Raw genomic sequence first — 19,798 nt, 5'->3', positions numbered from 1 at the left:
CCTATATGATTTTAGGCCTTTTGGTTGATTTTACAGGACAGAAAGGATAATGCTTATGTCGATAGCAGATATTGAAAAGGTTAGAGAAGCTGAGGCTAAAGCAGCACAGATTAAAAAATCATCTGAAGAAGCTGCAGCTCAGATCATAGCTGACGGTAAGAAAGAATCTAAGGTTCTACTTGAAGATGCCGAAAAAAAAGGCACCGAAACTTACAAGGCTGCAATTGCATTCGCCGAAACTAAAGCAGAGGAGTCATATCAGAAGAAGATAGATTCAGAAACTGTTTTGTGCGAGCGACTTAAAGCATCAGCTAGAGAGAATCTCTCACAAGCAGCTTCAGCAATCGTCGGAAAGGTAGTGGGTACTTATGGCAACGATTAAAATGAAAAAGTTGTCCGTCATAGGTATGAATGATGAGAAGCAAGCAGTGATTAAGGAGCTCATGGATCTCGGCGTTGTCGAAGTCGCTAAGCCTGAAGACAAGCTTCAAAGCGAAGAGTGGAAGAACCTTGTGGTAAAGGATGGCGATGAAGCCACTTTGGCAGAATTCGACAAGAAAATCTCCGATGCTAACTCAGCACTATCTTTGTTAGATAGGTATGACGATAGCAAGAAGCCAATGTTCCCAGCCCGCAGGGTTGTGACAGAAGCAGAGTATAGTGAGATTTTAGGCAAAGAGAAGGAGTTCGAGGAGGAAGTACATCGCTTAAATGGGTATGGCAGTGCAATTGCCGATGCTTACAATAAAGCGAACTCGGCAGAGGTGCTCAAGCTATCGCTTGAACCTTGGAGAGCATACAAGCTTCCAATTGAGCTCACAGAAACAGAATGTCTAAGCATACGCATCGGGCTTATGCCACTGAATACGGATGTTCAAGAAGTCGAAAATGAACTGGAAGCTGCTGGATTACCTTCGGTAGTACAGTGTGTTAACAAGGACAAAGAACAGATGTATGTCAGCGTGTGGTATTTTAGAGACGATGAAGATGCAGCTCTTGAGATAATCAAGCACTTTGGCTTTACACTCGCTCCAATTGCTGAACTCAAGGGTACTGTAGAAGAGAATATCACCAGAGCCGAGCAGGCCGTTGTAGATGCTAATAGCGAGAGAGAGACTCTTGAGCTCAATGTCAAAGAGATGGAGTGTTCCAGGACCGACGTCGAATGTTACCATGACATCATGGTAGTTGGTCGTGATAAAGCATTCGTGCGCAGCAGACTTCTCACTACAGATGAGACGTTCACCTTTGATGGATGGACACCAAAATTCGCTTCTAGCAAGGTTGAGAAATTGCTAGAAAAATACACATGTTGGTACGAACTGACAGATCCTGATGAAGAGGATGAGGTGCCGGTACGCCTACAGAACAAAAAGTTCTTTGCACCTATTGAATTTATCACGGAGATGTATTCGTTACCTAACTGGAAAGAGATTGATCCGACATCGATATTCTCGATTTTCTATATCATCTTCTTCGGAATCATGTTTGGAGATGTGGGATATGGAATCATATTATGCGTTATGTCGGTATATGCACTTAAGAAGAATAAGCTGTACGAGGGAGGCGCATATAAGCTTCTGAAAGTACTCTTCTACAGCGGAATCTCCAGTATATTTTGGGGGATAATGTTCGGAAGCTTCTTCGGAGACCTCATCCCTGTAGTCGCAAAGACATTCTTCGGAAAGACAGTTGTCATCAATCCGTTATGGCTAGATCCAGCGAAATCACCGATGATATTCCTGGTGTTCTCGTGCGGACTAGGTGTTGTACATCTATTCGTCGGCATGGGAATCAAGGCTTATGAAGAGATAAGGGATGGGAAATTCCTGGATGCATGTAAAGATGTATTTGCATGGTATCTCATAGTTGCGGGAATCATATTGATGCTGTTTGGAAACAAGATTGCCTCTGGAGCGCCAGGTATTGGAAAGATTATGGCAATTGTTGGTCTTGTAGCAGCAATAATTCTACCGTTCATAACCAATAAGGGGATTACGAAAGGACTTGGTATTTGGGATATCTATAGTGGGTTGACAGGAAATTTATCCGATATACTCTCGTATTCGAGACTTCTCGGACTAGGTCTAGCTTCAACATCGATTGCACAGGTATTTAACTTCTTGGCTTCGATGGGAGGCAAAAGTGTAGTTGGAGTGGTTATGTTCCTAGTAATAGGAATTCTTGGACACACGCTAAACTTTGGAATCAACGCTCTTGGAGCATTTGTTCACTCCTGCAGACTTCAGTACGTAGAGTTCTTCGGTAGATTCTACGAAGGTGAAGGTAAAGCATTTGAACCGCTAAGCAGGGATACGAAGTATATTAATGTAATTAAGGAGGCAAAATAATGAGTTTAGGTCTAACTTTAGCTGTACTAGGTGCAGCAATCGCTACAATCGCGGGTGTAGGTAGTGCTATTGGTGTTGGTATTGCTGGTGAGGCAGCTGACGGTGTAATGTCTGGTGACAAGGTGAGCTTTGGTTCAACACTTGTACTTCAGGCTCTTCCTGGAACACAGGGTATTTACGGAATGGTTATCGCTATCCTGATTCTTACCAAGATTGGAATTCTCGGTGGCAACCTAGTAAGTGTTTCGACTACACAGGGACTTGCGTTCCTATTCGCAGGAGTTCCAATCGGAGTTGTAGGTATCGTATCTGGATATACACAGGGTAGAGCAGCAGCTGCTGGTATGCAGCTTATCTCCAAGAAAGATGGAGCTCTAGGTAACGCTATCATCTATGCAGTAATGGTAGAGACATACGCTATCCTAGCATTCATCATCTCGTTCCTCATGTACAACGGCGTTCAGATTGGTTAATCGCACACAAATCGTTGTAACTAGCTTATAGAAAGGGACGGTAAGAATGAGTATAGAGTCTATAACTGAGCGAATCCTAAGAGAGGCTCAGGCTTATTCCGACAGTCAGAGAAGCGAAGCAGAAGCAGTTAAGACAGAAATCCTCAAAAAAGCACAGATAGAGGCAGATGAGCTCCTACAAAGCTACGAGGATAGAGCTAAAAATGATGCTGAAGTTTTAGTTAGCAGAAGACAGTCGGTTGCAGACCTCGATGCGCGCAAGATGAAGCTCGCTGCTAAGCAGTCAGTTATTGATGAGTGCTACAAAGAAGCAGTTGATATGATTCTTAACCTAGAAACCGAAGAGTATGTTAAGTTTATCTGCAGACAGCTCGGCGCATATCAGCAAGAAGGTGGAGAGGTTCTGCTCAACAAATCAGATAGAGATAGAATAGGTGCGGATCTCGTGAACCTGTTCAAAGGAACAGCGCTTACACTAAGTGACGAGACCGTTGATATTGAAGGTGGATGTATACTTAGAAGAGGTAAAATATCCTACAATGCTTCTCTAGAGAAGCTATTATCAAATGCAAGAGAAGAGTTGACCGCAGAGGTTGCTGGAATTCTATTCAAGTAACCGTTTTAACCAGAAAGGAGGCATATTTTGGGAACTGATTTCGTATATGCGAGCTCATATGTGAGAAGCCAAGAAGGCAAGTTGCTTTCAAGTGAGCAATTACGCAATATGACAGAGTCTAAAAATATCGACGATATATGCAAAGTTCTGCAAGATGCTGGTTATGGTTCAGAAGGTAACGCTTTAACTGCGACAAATTATCAGGAAGTGCTTAAGGAAGCAGAAGCCTCGTTCTTCGCTGAGGTGAAAGAACTAAGCAAGAACAACGCGGCACTAAGCATATTCTGCTACCCTGCCGACTACCACAATTTAAAGGTACTACTCAAGTCGGAATCTCTGGGCGTTGATAGGGCTGAACTGCTCATGGATAGCGGAACTATCAGTGCGAGCGATATGGCTAAGAGTGTCAAGGAGCGTGCAACTATGAATCTCACAGAGAATATGGCGAGCGCACTTGCTGAAGCGGTAGATGTTCATGCTCGTACTAATGATCCGCAAATGATTGACTTTGTCTGTGACAAGTACTGCTTTGCTGATATAATCGAAGCGGCCGAGCATTCGAAGAACAGCTATGTTAAGGGATATGTAGCCCTTTGGATTGATACCATTAATTTAAAGACCTTTGCGAGAGTCAAGAAGATGGGTCAGCCTTGGAAATACTTTGAAAATGTATTTATCCCTGGCGGAACGGTAGATGTGCAGATATTCCTAGGCAGCTATGAAGATGACTTCAAGCAAGCAGCTGAGAAATTTCAGGCTTATGATATTGCAAAAGCGGTAAGCGAAGGAGGGGAACAAATCGATAATAGCGGTGATTTTACACTGCTTGAGAAGATTTGCGATAACCTTCTTGTGGAATATAGCAGGGAAGCTAAGACATTGACATTTGGCCTTGAGCCACTTGTTGCTTATCTCGTAGCTAGGCAAAATGAGATTAAGGCTATCCGCATAGTGCTTGCTGGTAAGCTAGCCAAGATGAGCCCAGAATTAATTAGAGAAAGACTGAGGGAGACTTATGAGTAAGATTGGTATTATCGGTGATGCCGATAGTGTGATAGGCTTCAAGGTCTTTGGGCTTGATGCATTCACTTGTAGAAACAAGGAAGAAGCTGCAGATAAATTGCATAGTATCGTAAAGGATGATTATGGAATCATCTACATCACTGAAAAGTATTATAAAGAAATAGGTAATGAAATCGCAAAATATGAAACCCTTCGTATTCCAGCAATAGTTCCAATTCCTGGAAGCGACGGGAGCTATGGCGCAGGTCTTAACAACGTCAAGAGAGCTGTTGAGAAGGCTGTTGGTGCAGACATACTATTTGGCGATAAATAATGGAGGTAATCATGGAACAAGGTAAAATCGTTAAGATATCCGGACCTCTAGTAGTTGCTTCGGGCATGAGCGACGCAGATATGTATGACGTAGTTAAGGTCGGAAATCAGGGCCTTACTGGAGAAATTATCGAGATGCGCGGTGGAAATGCTTCGATTCAGGTATATGAGGAAACCGCTGGTCTACAGCCAGGTGAGCCAGTTTATTCGACTGGAGCACCGCTGTCTGTAGAACTCGGACCGGGACTTATTGAGACTATTTACGATGGAATTCAGAGACCGCTATCTGTGCTTCTCGAGAAGACAGGTACCAATATCGCTAGAGGCGTATCGGAGCCAGCGCTTGATCGTGACAAGAAATGGGATTTCATTCCAGTTGCAAAGGTTGGAGACGAGGTTTCAGCAGGAGAAGTTCTCGGTACAGTTAAGGAGACTATCGCTGTAACACAGAGAATTATGGTTCCTTACAAGGTTAGCGGTAAGGTTAAGAGCATCGAAAGCGGTAGCTTTACAGTAGATGAGACTGTAGCAGTTATCGAGGATACATCTGGAAAAGACATCGAAGTTAAGATGATGCAGAGATGGCCAGTAAGAGTTGAGCGCCCTTACAAGGAAAAGCTTTCTCCTGAAGAGCCACTGATTACAGGACAGAGAGTAATCGACACAATGTTCCCAATCGCAAAGGGTGGTGTAGCTGCCGTTCCGGGACCTTTCGGTTCAGGAAAGACAGTAGTACAGCATCAGTTAGCTAAGTGGGCAGATGCAGACATTGTAGTTTATATCGGATGCGGAGAGCGCGGAAACGAGATGACTGACGTACTCAATGAGTTCCCAGAGCTCGTTGACCCTAAGACGGGTGAATCTCTGATGAGAAGAACTGTCCTCATCGCTAACACTTCCGACATGCCGGTAGCTGCAAGAGAAGCATCCGTATATACAGGAATCACAATTGCTGAGTACTTCAGAGATATGGGTTATTCAGTAGCTCTCATGGCTGACTCAACATCGAGATGGGCTGAGGCTCTAAGAGAGATGTCCGGTCGTCTTGAGGAAATGCCTGGTGAAGAAGGATACCCAGCTTACCTAGCATCCAGACTTGCACAGTTCTACGAGAGAGCTGGTAAGGTTGTATGCCTTGGAAGCGAGGGAAGAGTTGGAGCGCTATCCGCAATCGGAGCTGTATCGCCTCCAGGAGGAGATATTTCCGAGCCAGTATCACAGGCTACACTTCGTATCGTAAAGGTATTCTGGGGACTAGATGCTAACTTAGCACACGCTAGACACTTCCCAGCAATCAACTGGCTAAACAGTTATTCGCTATACGCAGATAGACTTAACGTATGGTTTGCAGAGCATGTTAACAAGGAATTCCCAAATCATAGAGCAAGAGCTCTCAAGCTGCTTCAGGAAGAAGATGAACTGAACGAAATTGTACAGTTAGTCGGAGTAGACGGTCTCTCTAAGGAAGATCAGCTAAAGCTTGAAGTCTGCAAGATGATTCGTGAGGATTATTTGCACCAGAATGCGTTCCACGAAGTTGATACATTTACATCTACGAATAAGCAGTTTAAGCTTCTAGACCTGATTCTGCGTTACTATGATGAAGGACTAATGGGACTTCATGAGCATGCCGACTTTAAGGCAATCACTTCACTTCCTCTAAGAGAGGATATAGGAAGATTTAAATACCTCGAAGAGGATGAGGTAGATAGAGAGTATGCTGCACTTGTAGGCAAGCTAGAGGCTTCTATAGAAGAGCTTATTAAGAAGGCAGGTGAAATGAATGATTAGAGAATATAAGACTATTTCTGAAGTAGCCGGCCCTTTGATGGTTGTTAAAGGTGTAGAAGATGTAGGCTACGATGAACTAGGTGAGATCGAGCTTGCAAATGGCGAGCTAAGACACTGCAAGGTTCTCGAGCTTAACGGAACAGATGCTGTTGTACAGTTATTTGAAAACTCCGCAGGAATGAACCTCAAAGAAAGTAAGGTGAGATTCCTAGGTCACGGAAATCAGCTGGGTGTATCTCTAGATATGCTCGGAAGAGTATTTGACGGAATGGGCAGACCTATAGATGGTGGTGCTGAAATTATTCCTGAAGAGTACCTTGACATTAACGGACTCGCTATGAATCCGGCTGCGAGAGAGTATCCATCTGAGTTCATTCAGACAGGTGTATCCGCTATAGACGGACTTAACACCCTAGTAAGAGGACAGAAGCTTCCTATATTCTCAGGATCAGGGCTTCCTCATGCAAATCTCGCAGCTCAGATTGCAAGACAGGCTAAGGTTCGTGGTACCGACAGTAAGTTCGCTGTAGTGTTCGCCGCCGTAGGTATCACTTACGAGGAAGCTGAGTTCTTCATGACAGACTTCCGCAAGAGTGGAGCTATCGACCGTTCAGTAATGTTCCTCAATCTCGCTAATGACCCTGCTGTAGAACGTATTGCGACGCCTCGTATGGCGCTCACTGCAGCTGAGTACCTAGCATTTGAGCAGAACATGCATGTTCTCGTTATCATCACAGATATTACGAACTACGCTGAATCTCTTCGTGAGGTTTCCGCTGCTCGTAAAGAAGTTCCAGGACGTCGTGGTTATCCAGGATATCTGTATACTGACCTTGCTACAATGTATGAGAGAGCTGGTAAAAAGAAGGGAATCGATGGTTCAATCACTATGATTCCAATCGTATCGATGCCTGAGGATGATATCACTCACCCAATTCCTGACCTTACAGGATATATCACAGAGGGACAGATTATCCTATCTAGAGACCTATATAGAAAGGGTGTTACACCACCAATCGATGTACTACCGTCGCTATCACGTCTGAAGGATAAGGGTATCGGTGAAGGCAAGACTCGTAAGGATCATGCAGACGTACTGAATCAGCTCTTTGCTATCTATGCAAGAGGTAAGGAGTGTAAGGAGCTCATGGCTATTCTCGGTGAAGCTGCGCTCAGCGATGTTGATAAGCTTTATGCAAAGTTTGCCGATGAATTTGAGAACAAGTACGTATCTCAGGGATACGAGAAGGATAGATCCATTGAGGAAACACTAGACGTTGGCTGGGAGCTTCTCAGAACTATGCCTAGATCAGAGCTCAAACGTGTAAAGAAAGAGTACCTCGATGAATTTTATGAGCAGAAGTAGCTCAGTAAGAAAGGGATGATCTTATGGCAAGACTAAATGTTAATCCAACTAGAATGGTCATGTCTAAGCTTAAAGGGCAACTCAAGGTAGCTATCAAAGGTCACAAGCTCATGAAGGATAAGAGAGATGAGCTTATGCGAATCTTTCTCGATCTCGCTAGAGAGATTAAGGCACTTCGTGAAGAGGTGGAGCCAATGCTTGAAGAGGTATATGGAAGTTTCTCTGTAGCGCGTGCTGTAATGACACCAGAGATGCTGGAAGAAGCTTTAATGTACCCTAAGCAGAGCGTTAAACTCGTTGCGACAGAGAAAAACGTAATGAGTATCGATGTTCCGTCTTTCGACTTTGAGCAGGAGAATACGCAGACTGGAAGCGTGTATCCTTACGGATTCGCGACCACATCAGGAGAACTCGATAAGTCTATTGAAAAGTTGTCGATTCTATTTCCTAAACTGCTTCAACTTGCAGGAATGGAGAAGGAAGCTATGCTCATAGCTGACGAGATTGAGAAGACCAGAAGACGTGTTAATGCTCTTGAGTATGTCAAGATACCAAACTACCAGGAGACCATCAAGTATATCAAGATGAAACTTGATGAGAACGAGAGAGGTAATCAGACAAGACTCATGAAGGTTAAGGACATGATGCTGAAAGAGAATATCGAACAGCAACGTGCCAAGGATGCTGAGATGCTCGCCCAGATGGCAGAGTAAGAGCTTGGGCATAACAATCTAATAAGAAACTAGCGAGATGTAGACTATCTGCATCTCGCTTTTTTAGTGGTAATTAATTATTTTAGCTATCAAGGTACGGAGAACCACGTGCTAAGAATGTACATTATTTATACAAGAGAATACGTTGACATATGATATTAAAGTGATATCATAACCATATAAATAGCACAGCAATTATGACGATGACAGAGTATCAGCCCACAATCGTTCTTATGGTAAGAGCGATAAATGCGGCGAAGGAACCTGTGTGTGATTACATAAAAGTGCCAGATACCATACCCATGAAAGGAGGATGAAATGAAAAAGGTTATAACTTATATAAAAAATCATATCCCTCTGAGGCAGATTATTCCATTAATTTTGCTAACGATAATGTTCAGATTAGCTATAGGAGGATTATATGAACTTTTTGTTGAATCTTATATGGATACTTATGGCAATGAGAGTAAAAATGCATATGTATCGGGCTTAGACATAGTCCTCACGGGATTTGGTATATTCATGTGTTTATACGCGATAGTTGTCTATATCGTTGAGAGGCGAAGTCATCTGCCATTTTGGTATGGGAGATGTCAGAGCGCGGGATCTAATGCCAATGCAGTTTTTGAAGCAGCCATTGGAACATCGCTCTTACGTCTTTCGCCAGCTGTAACTGCAGTCATTGCGATGATATTCATTATTATATTTACAATAGTAAGCAATATTACGACTAAGCATAGAGAAGAAATAAAACAAAGGTATGTAGGTCATATTGGAAGAACAGTAGACGATTTGAAGCTTAAAGGTAAAGTGGATTTTGGCGGCGAGGTGCTACATGCTCTCGGTAGAGAGGTTATTCCTAAAGATACAGAAGTTAAAGCTGTAGACATTGATGGGTATAATATCGTAGTAGAGAGACTTATAAAAGAATAACAATAAAAGAGCTCTGAAGTTAACTTCGGAGCTCTTGCTTTTGCATGTTGTGAAGATTGCTTGAACTTAGTTTTATAAAAATGTAAATTTAGCTGAGTACGGAAATATCTATTCCTTCTCTACCTTCGAGAAATTTCTTGATGAGTGAAAGTGCTATTTTTACTCCGCCCTCGCTGACAGACTCAATATTAAGCGGCATCACAGGGTCGTGAAGTGACTTCCTAAGCAGGAACCAACCATCATGACCATCAAGGCTATAGTTAATCCGTACTCCTTCGTAGTTAGGAAGCTCGAGCGATAGACCTTCATTCTGCTCAACCCAAGCTTTCATGTCCTCGAGGATTTTATCTCCAACTTCACCAAAGTTATCTGTAGTCAGATTAAATCTAATCTCTACTGATTCAGCAGGTTCGGCGAGGGTTGCAATCATGTGCTCAATGCCTTTGCCTTCCTTTTTGAGGTTAGCCGCATTGATAATAGTTTGAACAGCAAGGAAAGCACCGTCATCTAGATAGTAGTTATCAGAGTAAGCTGCGTGGCCCGAAGTCTCGATAGCGAGGAATGCATTTTCGCCTTCCTTTGATAGTTCAATAGCCTTATTTATAACGTTTTTGTAGCCTCTCTTGTATCTGAGGTGCTTTAAACCGAGCTTATCTTCGAGAAATGTGTGCAGTTCATTTGAAGTGATGCTGTCCGTAACGACTGTACCACCTGGATAATCATCTGCACCGATTGCTGCTGCGAGAGCAACGATGGCATTTCTGCTGATAGGCTTACCCTCGGATGTTACAGCAGCACTTCTGTCAACGTCAGTATCAAATATGATTCCGAGGTCAGCGCCTGTCTCGCGCACCTGTTTGCAAATCGACTCCATAGCATCCTTGTTCTCAGGGTTTGGCTGGTGGTTAGGGAAAGTACCATCAGGATCAAGGAACTGACTGCCACTGATATCCGCACCAAGAGGGGCGAGGACGTTATTAGCAAAGAAACCGCCAGCACCATTTCCTGCATCTACAACAATTTTCATGTTGCTTAAATCACCACCAACTCCCGTGCTGATCATCGAACGGAGGTGAGCAGCATACATCTGCATTAGGTTCACGCTCTCAGCGTTGTATTCGAAGGGAAGTATGTGTGCGCTTGCCGCGTATTCGAGCACTTCCTTTATATCTGCTTTGTTGAGTCCGCCTTCAGCGGTAAAGAATTTGAAACCGTTTCTGTTAAATGGCAGATGACTCGCCGTAACCATTATTGCTCCATCAAATTCGTAGAACGGCATAACTGTCGACATGTACATAGCCGGGGTGGAAGCTAGACCTGCATCGCTTACTTGAACACCTAGATATGCCATGCCAGACATGAGTGCATCAGCTAGGTCTGGACCAGTGATGCGAGGATCTCTTCCTACGCATATCTTGAGGTCGAATGAGTTCTTCCCTACCTTGAAGCCTAACCAGTGTGCAAATGCCGCACCAATTGCAAGTGCATTGTACCTTGTCAGGTTTACGTCCTCACCTTCAACTCCGTTCATAGCGATTCCTCGAATGTCGCTACCGTTTTGAAGTTTTAAAATTTCTTTGCCCATTTTCTACTCTCCATATATAAATGTATTAAGTACGCTATGACGTAAATCACAGAACCGTCAAAATCATCGCTTGCAAATTGCTATAATAAACTTGCGCTGATATCATTATACAGAATAATGTGATGAAAATGTTATGATACTTATTAATAATACAGTTCGTTTCATGATATTGAGTTCAATATTTTGCAATGATATAATCTAGTTTCATGAGGTGTGTTCATAAGATTTAATACAGAAGGGGATATGACTATGATAAGTGATAAATATAAAGGCATTGAAATAAAGGCATTGAAGCAAGCGACCACGTGCCTTAAACTCGTGAGTTAGAAGCAAAAGAAACTTATAAGATAACGGTGGCTAAGAAAAGTAAAATGGATAAGAAGGAAAATATGAGCAAAAAGACCAACAAGAGTAGCAAGAGAAATAGTGCGATGGACTGGGCATTTAGGGTAATCATATTCTGCTTGGTTTGTGTGATTGTGGTAAGTGGATACAAAGTCGGAACGGCACTTTATAAATACTACCATTCAAGAAGTGGATTTAAGCAGGTTGCAAAGGAAGCAAAAGTGGATCCTAATCAATTCACGGGTGTTGTAGATTTTGATGCACTTAAGAAATTGAATCCTGATGTAGTTGGATGGATTTACCAGAAAGATACCATAATCAACTATCCAATAATGCGCGGAAAAGATAATGACCAGTACTTACACTCTGACATTAACAAGAAGTATAGCGTTTCCGGTTCGATTTTTATGGATTATAGGAACAGTGCTGATTTCTCTGATTTCAATACGATTATTTACGGGCATCATATGCATGATGGCAGCATGTTCAAATCGCTAAGAGGTTACACAAAAGAGACGGACTACTACAAGGATCATAAGACTTTTGAACTTATTACACCTGATAAAAAGTATCATCTGCAAATAATTTCGTCATATATTACTCCGGCTACGAGTGATGCGTACAAGTATTCGTTTAATAATCAAGCAGATAAACAAGCATTTATTAACTATTCAATAAAGAAATCTAAAATTAGCACAGGCATTACTGCGACAACGAATGACAAGATTATTACACTCAGCACTTGTGCATATGACTTTGATGAAGCCAGGTATGTTGTAGTGTGCAAGGCGATACCTTGGACTAAGGAAGAAATCAAGGCGGGTAAGAAACTGCAGGTGAAGCTTGATAAGCAGAAATGATATTTAACTCCATCGTGGAATAAGTGAATAAATATCTATTTACAATAATTATAAATTAAAAGACGCTTAACATAACTGAAATCAATGGCCTTTGAGTTTGCCAATGACATGATTCACGGTTAGGCGTCTCTTTTATTTATATACTGGTGACTATGTTGAAATTTCAATTAAGACTAGTCTGCATCTATATATGCAGTAATTATTTTGAATTTACATCTTATTCAATATAATATAAGTATAAATGATCTTTGTGTCTACTATCACTTTATAATAACTAACAGCAAAAATACGAGAGGCGCCAATATGAGTATCGATAAAACAAAGATTCGCGATGAACTGCTGCCCGATATAAGGAGTTACGCAGATAACACACCACTTGCAGATGAGAATACCTTAGATTGTAGTCTAGGCATAAATCCCTACGGATTTCCTGATGTAGTTGTGGATATTGTCCATAGTTTTGATGTAAACAGACTTTATCAATACCCGCATAGCGAAGAAGCACAGGAAGCTGTAGTCAAGTACTGGCAAGACTATGCTTTCATTGAGCCGGAAAATGTTGTTATGACCGACGGAAGTGTTTCGGCATTAAATCTTCTAGTAAATGTTTTTGCAAAACCTGATGCTGAAGCAGTCATGTTTATGCCGACATTTACCGACATGGTCGAGTACTCGCGGATAATGGGCGTGAAAGTGCAGGGGATAGCTATGAGCGATAAGAATAATTTTAAAGAGGACGTGGATAGATTAATTGCTGCGATAGATAGCAATACTTCGTTCGTATACATTGATAATCCCAACAATCCGACAGGGCAGTTTCTATCCAATGCTGAACTTGAGCGCATAGTTAGCAAGTGCGAGGAGCTGAAAGTTTATGCGATAATAGATGAAGCTTATGCAGACTTTATCCCGCGAGAAGAATCAGCGGTAATGCTCGGACCAAAATATAATCACATGATTAGTGTTCGTACTTTTTCCAAAGGGTTCGGACTTGCAGGGGCGAGAGCTGGCTATATTATCACCAACAAAGAGCTTGTCAAATACATCAAGAAGGTAAGTAATCCATATATGATGAATGAGATGAGTCGTGCGATAACAGCTGCAATTCTCAATTACGACGTCCAACCTGTAGAGCATGGAACGGACTTTACCATTATCAAGGGTGCACTTCGTGATGCGTGCGGAAGTAAAATAATCATGGCTGAAACAGATGATAGAGTGCCTATTTGTCTATTAAGACATATAAATGAAGAGGTGGATCTACAGAAGCTTCTAATGAAGGAGAACATCTTGACCTGTAGTGGTAGCGAGTTTGAACCGCTCGGTAAGAACTGTGTCAGGTTGCGTGTTCCAACGTTAAAAGATGCAGGTAGGCTAATCAAAGCAATTAGGAATATAGTTAGTGCGTGAAATGCGTACTGTGAGCGATGATTAAGAAATAAATATAATTATGTGCATGGAGAGGGGCGAAAATAATGATTAAGGACTTAATTAAGAAAAACAGAAGTGTAAGAGGTTACGACATTTCAAGAGAAGTAACTAATGAAGAGCTCCGTGGGATGGTTGACTGTGCCAGACTATCTGCATCAAGTGTTAATATGCAGCCACTTAAATATGTGACTGTAAACACTCCAGAAGGAAGAGACAAAATAATCGGGCAGATATCATTCGCGGCAAAATTGTCAGAACTTCATCTCCCCTTCTCGGGCACCGAACCGATGGCATACATAGTTATCTGTCAGGATAAAAATATCAGTAAAAGTGAAACAGGGTATCTCACGGATGCGGGAATCGCCGCTCAATCCATAACTTTAGCAGCTGCAGAGATGGGTCTTGGAGCCTGCATATTAGGATACTTTTCGTCAAAGGAAATGGCTAAAGTTCTAAGACTGACTGAAAATCTTAGACCGCTACTTGTGATAGCATTAGGCAAATCAATCGAAGATATCAGGATAGTTGAGATTGAAGAAGATGAATCAACTGATTATTATCGTGATGAAAACAGGGTGCACTATGTCCCTAAACGAAAGCTGGATGATGTGATAGTTGAGTGGGAGTAGCAATCGGGCTTGAGACCGATTGCTACGTCTACCCAGTTAAGTCGAGTGCTTGCACGATGGCTTAACTGTTGGTAGCCCCTCTGCAAGGGTCAGTAGACGAGAACAAGTGCAGAAGCTCGAAGTTCGAGTCACTGAGCTACTGCAAGTGGGAATAGCCCGAGCGGTTTTACACTCGATATGCAAGACACTGAACTATTGCTGAAGCCCGTCCCTTTACAGCTTTCCTACATGGGATTTTGCAGTATAGGAATCTATATTTATTTCAATTACCGTAACCGCATCTGCCATTTTTTCATTGATTTCATGCTCCTCACCGGATTGTAATTTCATAAGAATGCGAAGCGCCTCACATTTATCTTCAGTATTCTGAAGAATCGTCGCTCTGCCACGGCACATAACACTCGCATATTCCGCACTATATTTGCAAGGAGTGTCTGCTATGATGAGTTTTTCCCCACAATCAATTTCAACAAAAACGCTGTTGTTTTTCTGAAGACAATCCAGCTTATGCCCTTCTTTTGCACAATGAACATAAAAAGTCAATTTCTTTCCGTCTAGTTTGTATCCGTAATGAAGCGAAACAATATAAGGGTATTCATCATCAAACATTCCGAGATGCAAATATCTTGCTCTTGCCAGTATTTGTTCAATTTTATGAAGATCTACGATTTCTCTATCTTTTCTTCTCATACTTTTATATTCCTTTCAATCGGCATTAAGTGTATATACGGATTATAGGCATTTCTTTTCAAGGTAAATTGTAAAATCAACTTGAACACCTGAATAAAAAAGTAATCCATGATAGATTATTTGATAGAATTAAGTTAGCAAAAAAATTCACGAAAGGAATCAACATCATGGATTAACTCAATTCTACTACACTTACACCTGATATGGAAAGAAGTCAGAACTTTAAATTTCAATTTTAGCATCAATCTTTTCTTGACATTATACATATTAATTGATAATATAACGGTGTTATATAACAGTGTTACATGATGACGTAGTTTAACTACAGGAGCAATATGAATACTAAGCCTTTCACCACAGATGAATTGCAAACCAAGCACAAGATTATAGAAGCTGCGCTTTATGAATTCGAGCAGAACGGGTATCAGGGAGCATCTTTGCGTCAGATTGTTAGAAATGCAGGGGTGACCACAGGAGCATTTTATGGATATTATTCCAGTAAGGTGGAATTATTTGAGGATATAGTTGGAGAGCATTATAACGCCATGATGCAGCACTATATAGACGTTCAAGAATCGTTTGCCGGCAAAGAATTTGATGAACAGAAAGCGGATATGACCGAAGTGTCCCGTGATTGTATGCATTGGATGTTAAATTATGCATATGATCATCTAAGAGAAGTAAGACTTATGCTCCTGAAATCAGAAGGAACAAGGTTTTCGGATTTTGTAGACCGATTAGTTGAGATTGAAATTGAATCTACTGAGAGATTCAAAGTGGATCTCCGAAGTGATGTTAATGAACAGACTCAAGAACTTCTGGATATCGATTACAGATTCGAGCATATTATGGCGACAAGTATGTTTAATGCTTTTCGTGAGCTTATAGTTCACGATATGACTTATTCAGAGGCTAAGGTACAGCTTGAGCTCATCCGTAGATTTTATACTGCGGGATGGCAGGAGTTATTTGGTGGTATTTTTTAAGCGGATATTTCTATGCGAAGATACCGCTTTTTTTGAAAACTCAAGTTAGTCTAAACTAACTAACGAGCGGCTATTGATTACGAACACCCATTTATCAATATATACTATCAATTTTCAAACAATTTTAACTATCTAACGATAAGGAGGAAAACACATGAATGATTCTTCAGGACGTCAGGGCAGCAATGCGCTTGCTATAATCAAACGATTTGCGAGTACACGAAAAAGTAAATACATTTTATCCGTGATATTCGCTTTGCTGGGAGTAATTTGTTCCCTCTTTCCATATTACCTGATGAGCTGCATAGTTGTTAAACTACTAGATGGGGTTAGGGATTGGAATGCCTATATGAACTATTTTATATTGATGATTATTATGTGGACCTTAAGGGCGTTGCTGCATTCTGTATCTACAGGTTTTTCACACGCTGCAACCTTTGCAGTTCTAGGAGACATAAGAAAAGCACTCTGTTTCAAACTTACTCGAATGCCGTTGGGAGATGTTAAACGAATTCCGTCGGGTTCTCTAAAGAGTATTATAGTTGAGAGAGTAGATAGCCTTGAAACTACACTTGCGCACATTGTGCCGGAATTTACCGCAAATCTCATTGCGCCGGTAGCAGTTCTTGTTTATATCTTTACTATTAATTGGAAACTGGGTATTGCAAGTATTATGACACTGCCTGTGGCAGCTTTCTGTATGGGAATGATGACCAGAAACGCCGGAAGTCGCTGGGCAGATTGTGTGGAAAAGACAAAAATTCTCAATGACACTGCAGTCGAATATATCAACGGAATTGAGGTAATCAAGGCGTTTGGGAAGACGGATAGCTCCTATGAAAAATTTGAGAAGGCTGCACATGACGGTGCATACTGCTTTATCGATTGGATGAAGGCTGCTATTCTATTTTTTACAATTGGTATGGCTATAACACCTACAACTATTCTAACCATAATACCAGTTGGAGGGATTCTCTTCATGCATGGTTCAATCACGGCAGGAGAGCTTATCACGGTACTCATCCTCTCTGTGGGCATGCTGGCACCACTAATAACTGTTATGTCATATACAGATGATATGGCAAAGATAGAAATCGTATTCGGCGAAGTTCAGAAAATCCTTGATCGTAAGGAGATGGAGCGACCTAAAGAAACAATCAGGCAACCCGAGGGAAATGATATTGTCATTAAAAACGTCAGATTCTCATATGAAGAAGGTGCGGAAATACTACATGGGATAAATTTATCTATCAAAGAAGGTAGCGTAAATGCGCTTGTAGGTCCGTCAGGGTCAGGTAAATCCACGATTGCCAGGCTTATTTCAGCATTATGGGACGTAGATAGCGGTGAGATTACCTTTGGCGGAGTTAATATCAAGGATATGAGCTGGGATGATTATAATACAAAGATTGCTTACGTATCTCAGGATAACTATCTGTTCAATCGTTCGGTCATGGATAATATTCGTATGGGACGAAAAGGTGCAAGTGATGAAGATGTCATCGAAGCGGCGAAACGCTGTGGCTGCCATGATTTTATCATGGGGTTGGAAAAGGGATATGACACTATAGTCGGCGATGCCGGAGGACACCTTTCCGGTGGTGAGAGGCAGCGTATCTCTATAGCAAGAGCGATGCTCAAGGGCGCACCAATTGTTATTCTTGATGAAGCTACAGCTTACACTGATCCGGAGAGCGAAGCGGTTATACAGCGTTCAATTGCCAGTATGATTAAAGGGAAAACTCTTATCGTCATAGCACATAGACTATCCACCATAGTTGATGCAGATCAAATAATCGTAGTGAATGATGGATATATTGATGATATCGGTACTCACGAGCAACTCCTCAAGAAAAACGGGCTTTATAATAAAATGTGGGTTGCTCACGTATCGGCAAGAGATACTGTAGACGGAGGTGAGTCTGATGTTTAAAATTCTGATGAAATTCTTTGAGTTCTCAGGAACTGAAAATAAAAAAAGATATTATGAAGCTATAGTTCTTGGTGTAATTGAGGCTGTTGGTCAAGCTATGAAGATTCCGGCAATCTATATTCTAGTAACAGGTGTAGTTCGCGGTGATGTAACTTACAGAACAATTATGCTGTCGCTCGCAGTTTTGGTTGGAGGAATGGTGGTTCAATGCATTGTATCCCGGAGAAGCAAGATGCTGCAGACAATTGCAGGATATACAACCTGTGCAGGAAAGAGAATAGAGATAGCCGAACATCTTCGTTATGTACCCATGGGATATTTCAATGAGACATCGCTTGGCAATATTACAAGTATAACTACTAACACTATGGAATTGCTGGCTGACGTTGCAACACGTGTTGTAATGCTGACGCTGGGAGGTACGCTTGAGTCTTGCTTGATTACAATTATGCTGTTGATATTTGACCTTAGAATAGGGGCAGTAGCTCTTGTCGGATTACTTATATTCTTTGTAATCAATTCTTTTCTACAACGACATTCAGTTGATGTATCGAAGCAAAAGCTTGATAAGGATACTGCGATGGTTAGTGAAGTACTGGAATTTATACAGGGTATTACAGAAGCAAAGAATTTTAAACTTATCGGAGAGAATAATAAAAAGCTGGATATTTGCATTGATGATGCATCTAAAGCAAACATCCGCATGGAATTCAAAATTGTGCCATTCGTTTCACTGCAGAGCTGGGTTATTAAGATGACGGGAGTCATGATGTGCATGCTCTCTTTGCGATTCTATTTTGCAGGCACTATGGATCTTGCGACCACCATAGTTATGATGATTGCATCCTTCTTGATGTATGCTGCACTTGATTCTGCCGGCAACTTTTCGTCTCTTCTTCGTGCAGTTGATATCTCTGTTGATAAAGCGAAATCTGTATTGGCTATCGAGAATATGGATATTGATGGAGAGCATATTGAGACTGAAACACAGAATATTGAGATGGAAAACGTAGATTTTGCGTATGACACTAGAAAGGTTATTGATGATATAAGCCTTTCGATTCCGGAGAAAACAACGGCGGCCTTTGTCGGTCCATCTGGAAGCGGAAAGACTACGATTTGTCACCTTATAGCAAGATTTTGGGATGTGCAGTCAGGGCAGGTCAAATTGGATAATAGAGATGTTCGAGCATATAATATGAACTCTCTTATGGAGAACTTCAGCTTTGTGTTCCAGTCCGTATATTTGTTCCATGATACGATTGCCAATAATATCAGATTCGGCCAACCTGAAGCTTCAATGGATATGGTCATAGATGCAGCTAAAAGGGCTTGCTGCCATGACTTTATAAGCAAACTTCCGGACGGATATGATACAGTTCTAGGAGAGGCAGGTGCCAGCCTTTCAGGTGGTCAAAAGCAGCGTATATCTATTGCTCGTGCTATCATGAAAGATGCACCAATCATTATACTTGATGAGGCTACAGCTAATGTTGATCCTGAGAACGAGCGTGAACTCATGCTTGCGATTAAGGAACTTACCAAAGAGAAGACAATATTGATGATTGCACATAGACTCAAAACTGTGCGTAATGCGGATAGAATATACGTTATTGATAAAGGCAAAATTGCACAGCAGGGTACTCATGAAGAGTTGATGAAGAATGAAGGAATATATAGAGACTTTGTGTCAGCTCGCTCTGAAGCGATTGGTTGGAAACTTTAATAAGAGACATGTACAATAAAGTCATAGTTAAAATT

The 19,798-nt window shown here is 41.6% G+C and carries 18 protein-coding genes; 16 read left to right on the top strand and 2 right to left on the bottom strand.

The genetic code is table 11. The features are described from left to right. Window positions 1-55: 55 nt before the first annotated feature. The 10 genes from QU661_RS06350 to QU661_RS06305 all read left to right on the top strand — a co-directional run bounded on the left by QU661_RS06350 (window position 56) and on the right by QU661_RS06305 (window position 9,578). Window positions 56-382: a hypothetical protein gene (locus tag QU661_RS06350; RefSeq protein WP_304989412.1), complete on the top strand. Its 327-nt coding sequence runs from the start codon at window positions 56-58 to the stop codon at window positions 380-382. Further along, window positions 369-2,351, top strand: a complete 1,983-nt coding sequence (locus QU661_RS06345; protein WP_304989411.1) for a V-type ATP synthase subunit I — start codon at window positions 369-371, stop codon at window positions 2,349-2,351. The genes QU661_RS06350 and QU661_RS06345 overlap by 14 nt, the downstream gene beginning before the upstream one ends. Then, window positions 2,351-2,824, top strand: coding sequence for a V-type ATP synthase subunit K (locus tag QU661_RS06340; protein WP_304989410.1), 474 nt, complete (start codon window positions 2,351-2,353; stop codon window positions 2,822-2,824). The genes QU661_RS06345 and QU661_RS06340 overlap by 1 nt, the downstream gene beginning before the upstream one ends. Window positions 2,825-2,870: 46 nt before the next feature. Next, on the top strand, window positions 2,871-3,440 hold the full coding sequence (locus QU661_RS06335; RefSeq protein WP_304989409.1) for a V-type ATP synthase subunit E: 570 nt from the start codon (window positions 2,871-2,873) through the stop codon (window positions 3,438-3,440). A 27-nt stretch (window positions 3,441-3,467) separates the two neighbouring features. Then, window positions 3,468-4,463: a V-type ATP synthase subunit C gene (locus tag QU661_RS06330; protein WP_304989408.1), complete on the top strand. Its 996-nt coding sequence runs from the start codon at window positions 3,468-3,470 to the stop codon at window positions 4,461-4,463. Beyond that, window positions 4,456-4,776 (top strand): V-type ATP synthase subunit F, encoded by a 321-nt coding sequence (locus tag QU661_RS06325; protein ID WP_304989407.1) that lies wholly within the window; start codon window positions 4,456-4,458, stop codon window positions 4,774-4,776. Before QU661_RS06330 ends, QU661_RS06325 begins: the two co-directional genes overlap by 8 nt. 11 nt (window positions 4,777-4,787) lie before the next feature. After that, window positions 4,788-6,566, top strand: coding sequence for a V-type ATP synthase subunit A (locus QU661_RS06320; protein ID WP_304989406.1), 1,779 nt, complete (start codon window positions 4,788-4,790; stop codon window positions 6,564-6,566). Beyond that, complete coding sequence (locus tag QU661_RS06315) at window positions 6,559-7,932, top strand: V-type ATP synthase subunit B (protein WP_304989405.1); 1,374 nt, start codon at window positions 6,559-6,561, stop codon at window positions 7,930-7,932. Before QU661_RS06320 ends, QU661_RS06315 begins: the two co-directional genes overlap by 8 nt. A 23-nt stretch (window positions 7,933-7,955) precedes the next feature. Further along, window positions 7,956-8,645 (top strand): V-type ATP synthase subunit D, encoded by a 690-nt coding sequence (locus tag QU661_RS06310; RefSeq protein WP_304989404.1) that lies wholly within the window; start codon window positions 7,956-7,958, stop codon window positions 8,643-8,645. Window positions 8,646-8,963: 318 nt separating this feature from the next. Continuing rightward, window positions 8,964-9,578 (top strand): NfeD family protein, encoded by a 615-nt coding sequence (locus QU661_RS06305; protein WP_304989403.1) that lies wholly within the window; start codon window positions 8,964-8,966, stop codon window positions 9,576-9,578. An 88-nt stretch (window positions 9,579-9,666) separates the two neighbouring features. On the opposite strand, the gene QU661_RS06300 is transcribed toward QU661_RS06305, so the two are convergent. Further along, window positions 9,667-11,163: a phosphohexomutase domain-containing protein gene (locus QU661_RS06300; protein ID WP_304989402.1), complete on the bottom strand. Its 1,497-nt coding sequence runs from the start codon at window positions 11,161-11,163 to the stop codon at window positions 9,667-9,669. A gap of 371 nt (window positions 11,164-11,534) precedes the next feature. On the opposite strand from QU661_RS06300, the gene srtB reads away from it, so the two are divergent. The 3 genes from srtB (at window position 11,535) to QU661_RS06285 (ending at window position 14,428) form a co-directional block, all read left to right on the top strand. Beyond that, window positions 11,535-12,368: a class B sortase gene (gene srtB, locus QU661_RS06295; RefSeq protein ID WP_304989401.1), complete on the top strand. Its 834-nt coding sequence runs from the start codon at window positions 11,535-11,537 to the stop codon at window positions 12,366-12,368. Between the two features lie 303 nt (window positions 12,369-12,671). After that, on the top strand, window positions 12,672-13,778 hold the full coding sequence (locus QU661_RS06290) for a pyridoxal phosphate-dependent aminotransferase (RefSeq protein WP_304989400.1): 1,107 nt from the start codon (window positions 12,672-12,674) through the stop codon (window positions 13,776-13,778). Between the two features lie 65 nt (window positions 13,779-13,843). Then, the gene (locus QU661_RS06285; protein ID WP_304989399.1) at window positions 13,844-14,428 is read left to right on the top strand and encodes a nitroreductase family protein; all 585 of its coding nucleotides are present in this window, start codon (window positions 13,844-13,846) and stop codon (window positions 14,426-14,428) included. A gap of 213 nt (window positions 14,429-14,641) precedes the next feature. Here the strand turns inward: QU661_RS06285 and QU661_RS06280 are convergent, their stop codons facing one another. Next, window positions 14,642-15,118: a pyridoxamine 5'-phosphate oxidase family protein gene (locus tag QU661_RS06280; protein ID WP_304989398.1), complete on the bottom strand. Its 477-nt coding sequence runs from the start codon at window positions 15,116-15,118 to the stop codon at window positions 14,642-14,644. 335 nt (window positions 15,119-15,453) lie between these two features. Between QU661_RS06280 and QU661_RS06275 the strand changes: the two genes are divergently transcribed. The 3 genes from QU661_RS06275 (at window position 15,454) to QU661_RS06265 (ending at window position 19,763) form a co-directional block, all read left to right on the top strand. Beyond that, window positions 15,454-16,104, top strand: coding sequence for a TetR/AcrR family transcriptional regulator (locus QU661_RS06275; RefSeq protein WP_297968684.1), 651 nt, complete (start codon window positions 15,454-15,456; stop codon window positions 16,102-16,104). 154 nt (window positions 16,105-16,258) lie between these two features. Continuing rightward, window positions 16,259-18,037: an ABC transporter ATP-binding protein gene (locus tag QU661_RS06270; RefSeq protein ID WP_304989397.1), complete on the top strand. Its 1,779-nt coding sequence runs from the start codon at window positions 16,259-16,261 to the stop codon at window positions 18,035-18,037. After that, the gene (locus QU661_RS06265; RefSeq protein ID WP_304989396.1) at window positions 18,030-19,763 is read left to right on the top strand and encodes an ABC transporter ATP-binding protein; all 1,734 of its coding nucleotides are present in this window, start codon (window positions 18,030-18,032) and stop codon (window positions 19,761-19,763) included. Before QU661_RS06270 ends, QU661_RS06265 begins: the two co-directional genes overlap by 8 nt. The last annotated feature ends 35 nt before the right edge of the window (window positions 19,764-19,798 follow it).

Source organism: Mogibacterium neglectum (assembly GCF_030644205.1).
In the GTDB taxonomy this organism is placed as follows: domain Bacteria; phylum Bacillota; class Clostridia; order Peptostreptococcales; family Anaerovoracaceae; genus Mogibacterium; species Mogibacterium neglectum.
Note: the sequence above shows the minus strand (reverse complement) of the source record. Positions and strands in the feature narration are given on the sequence as shown.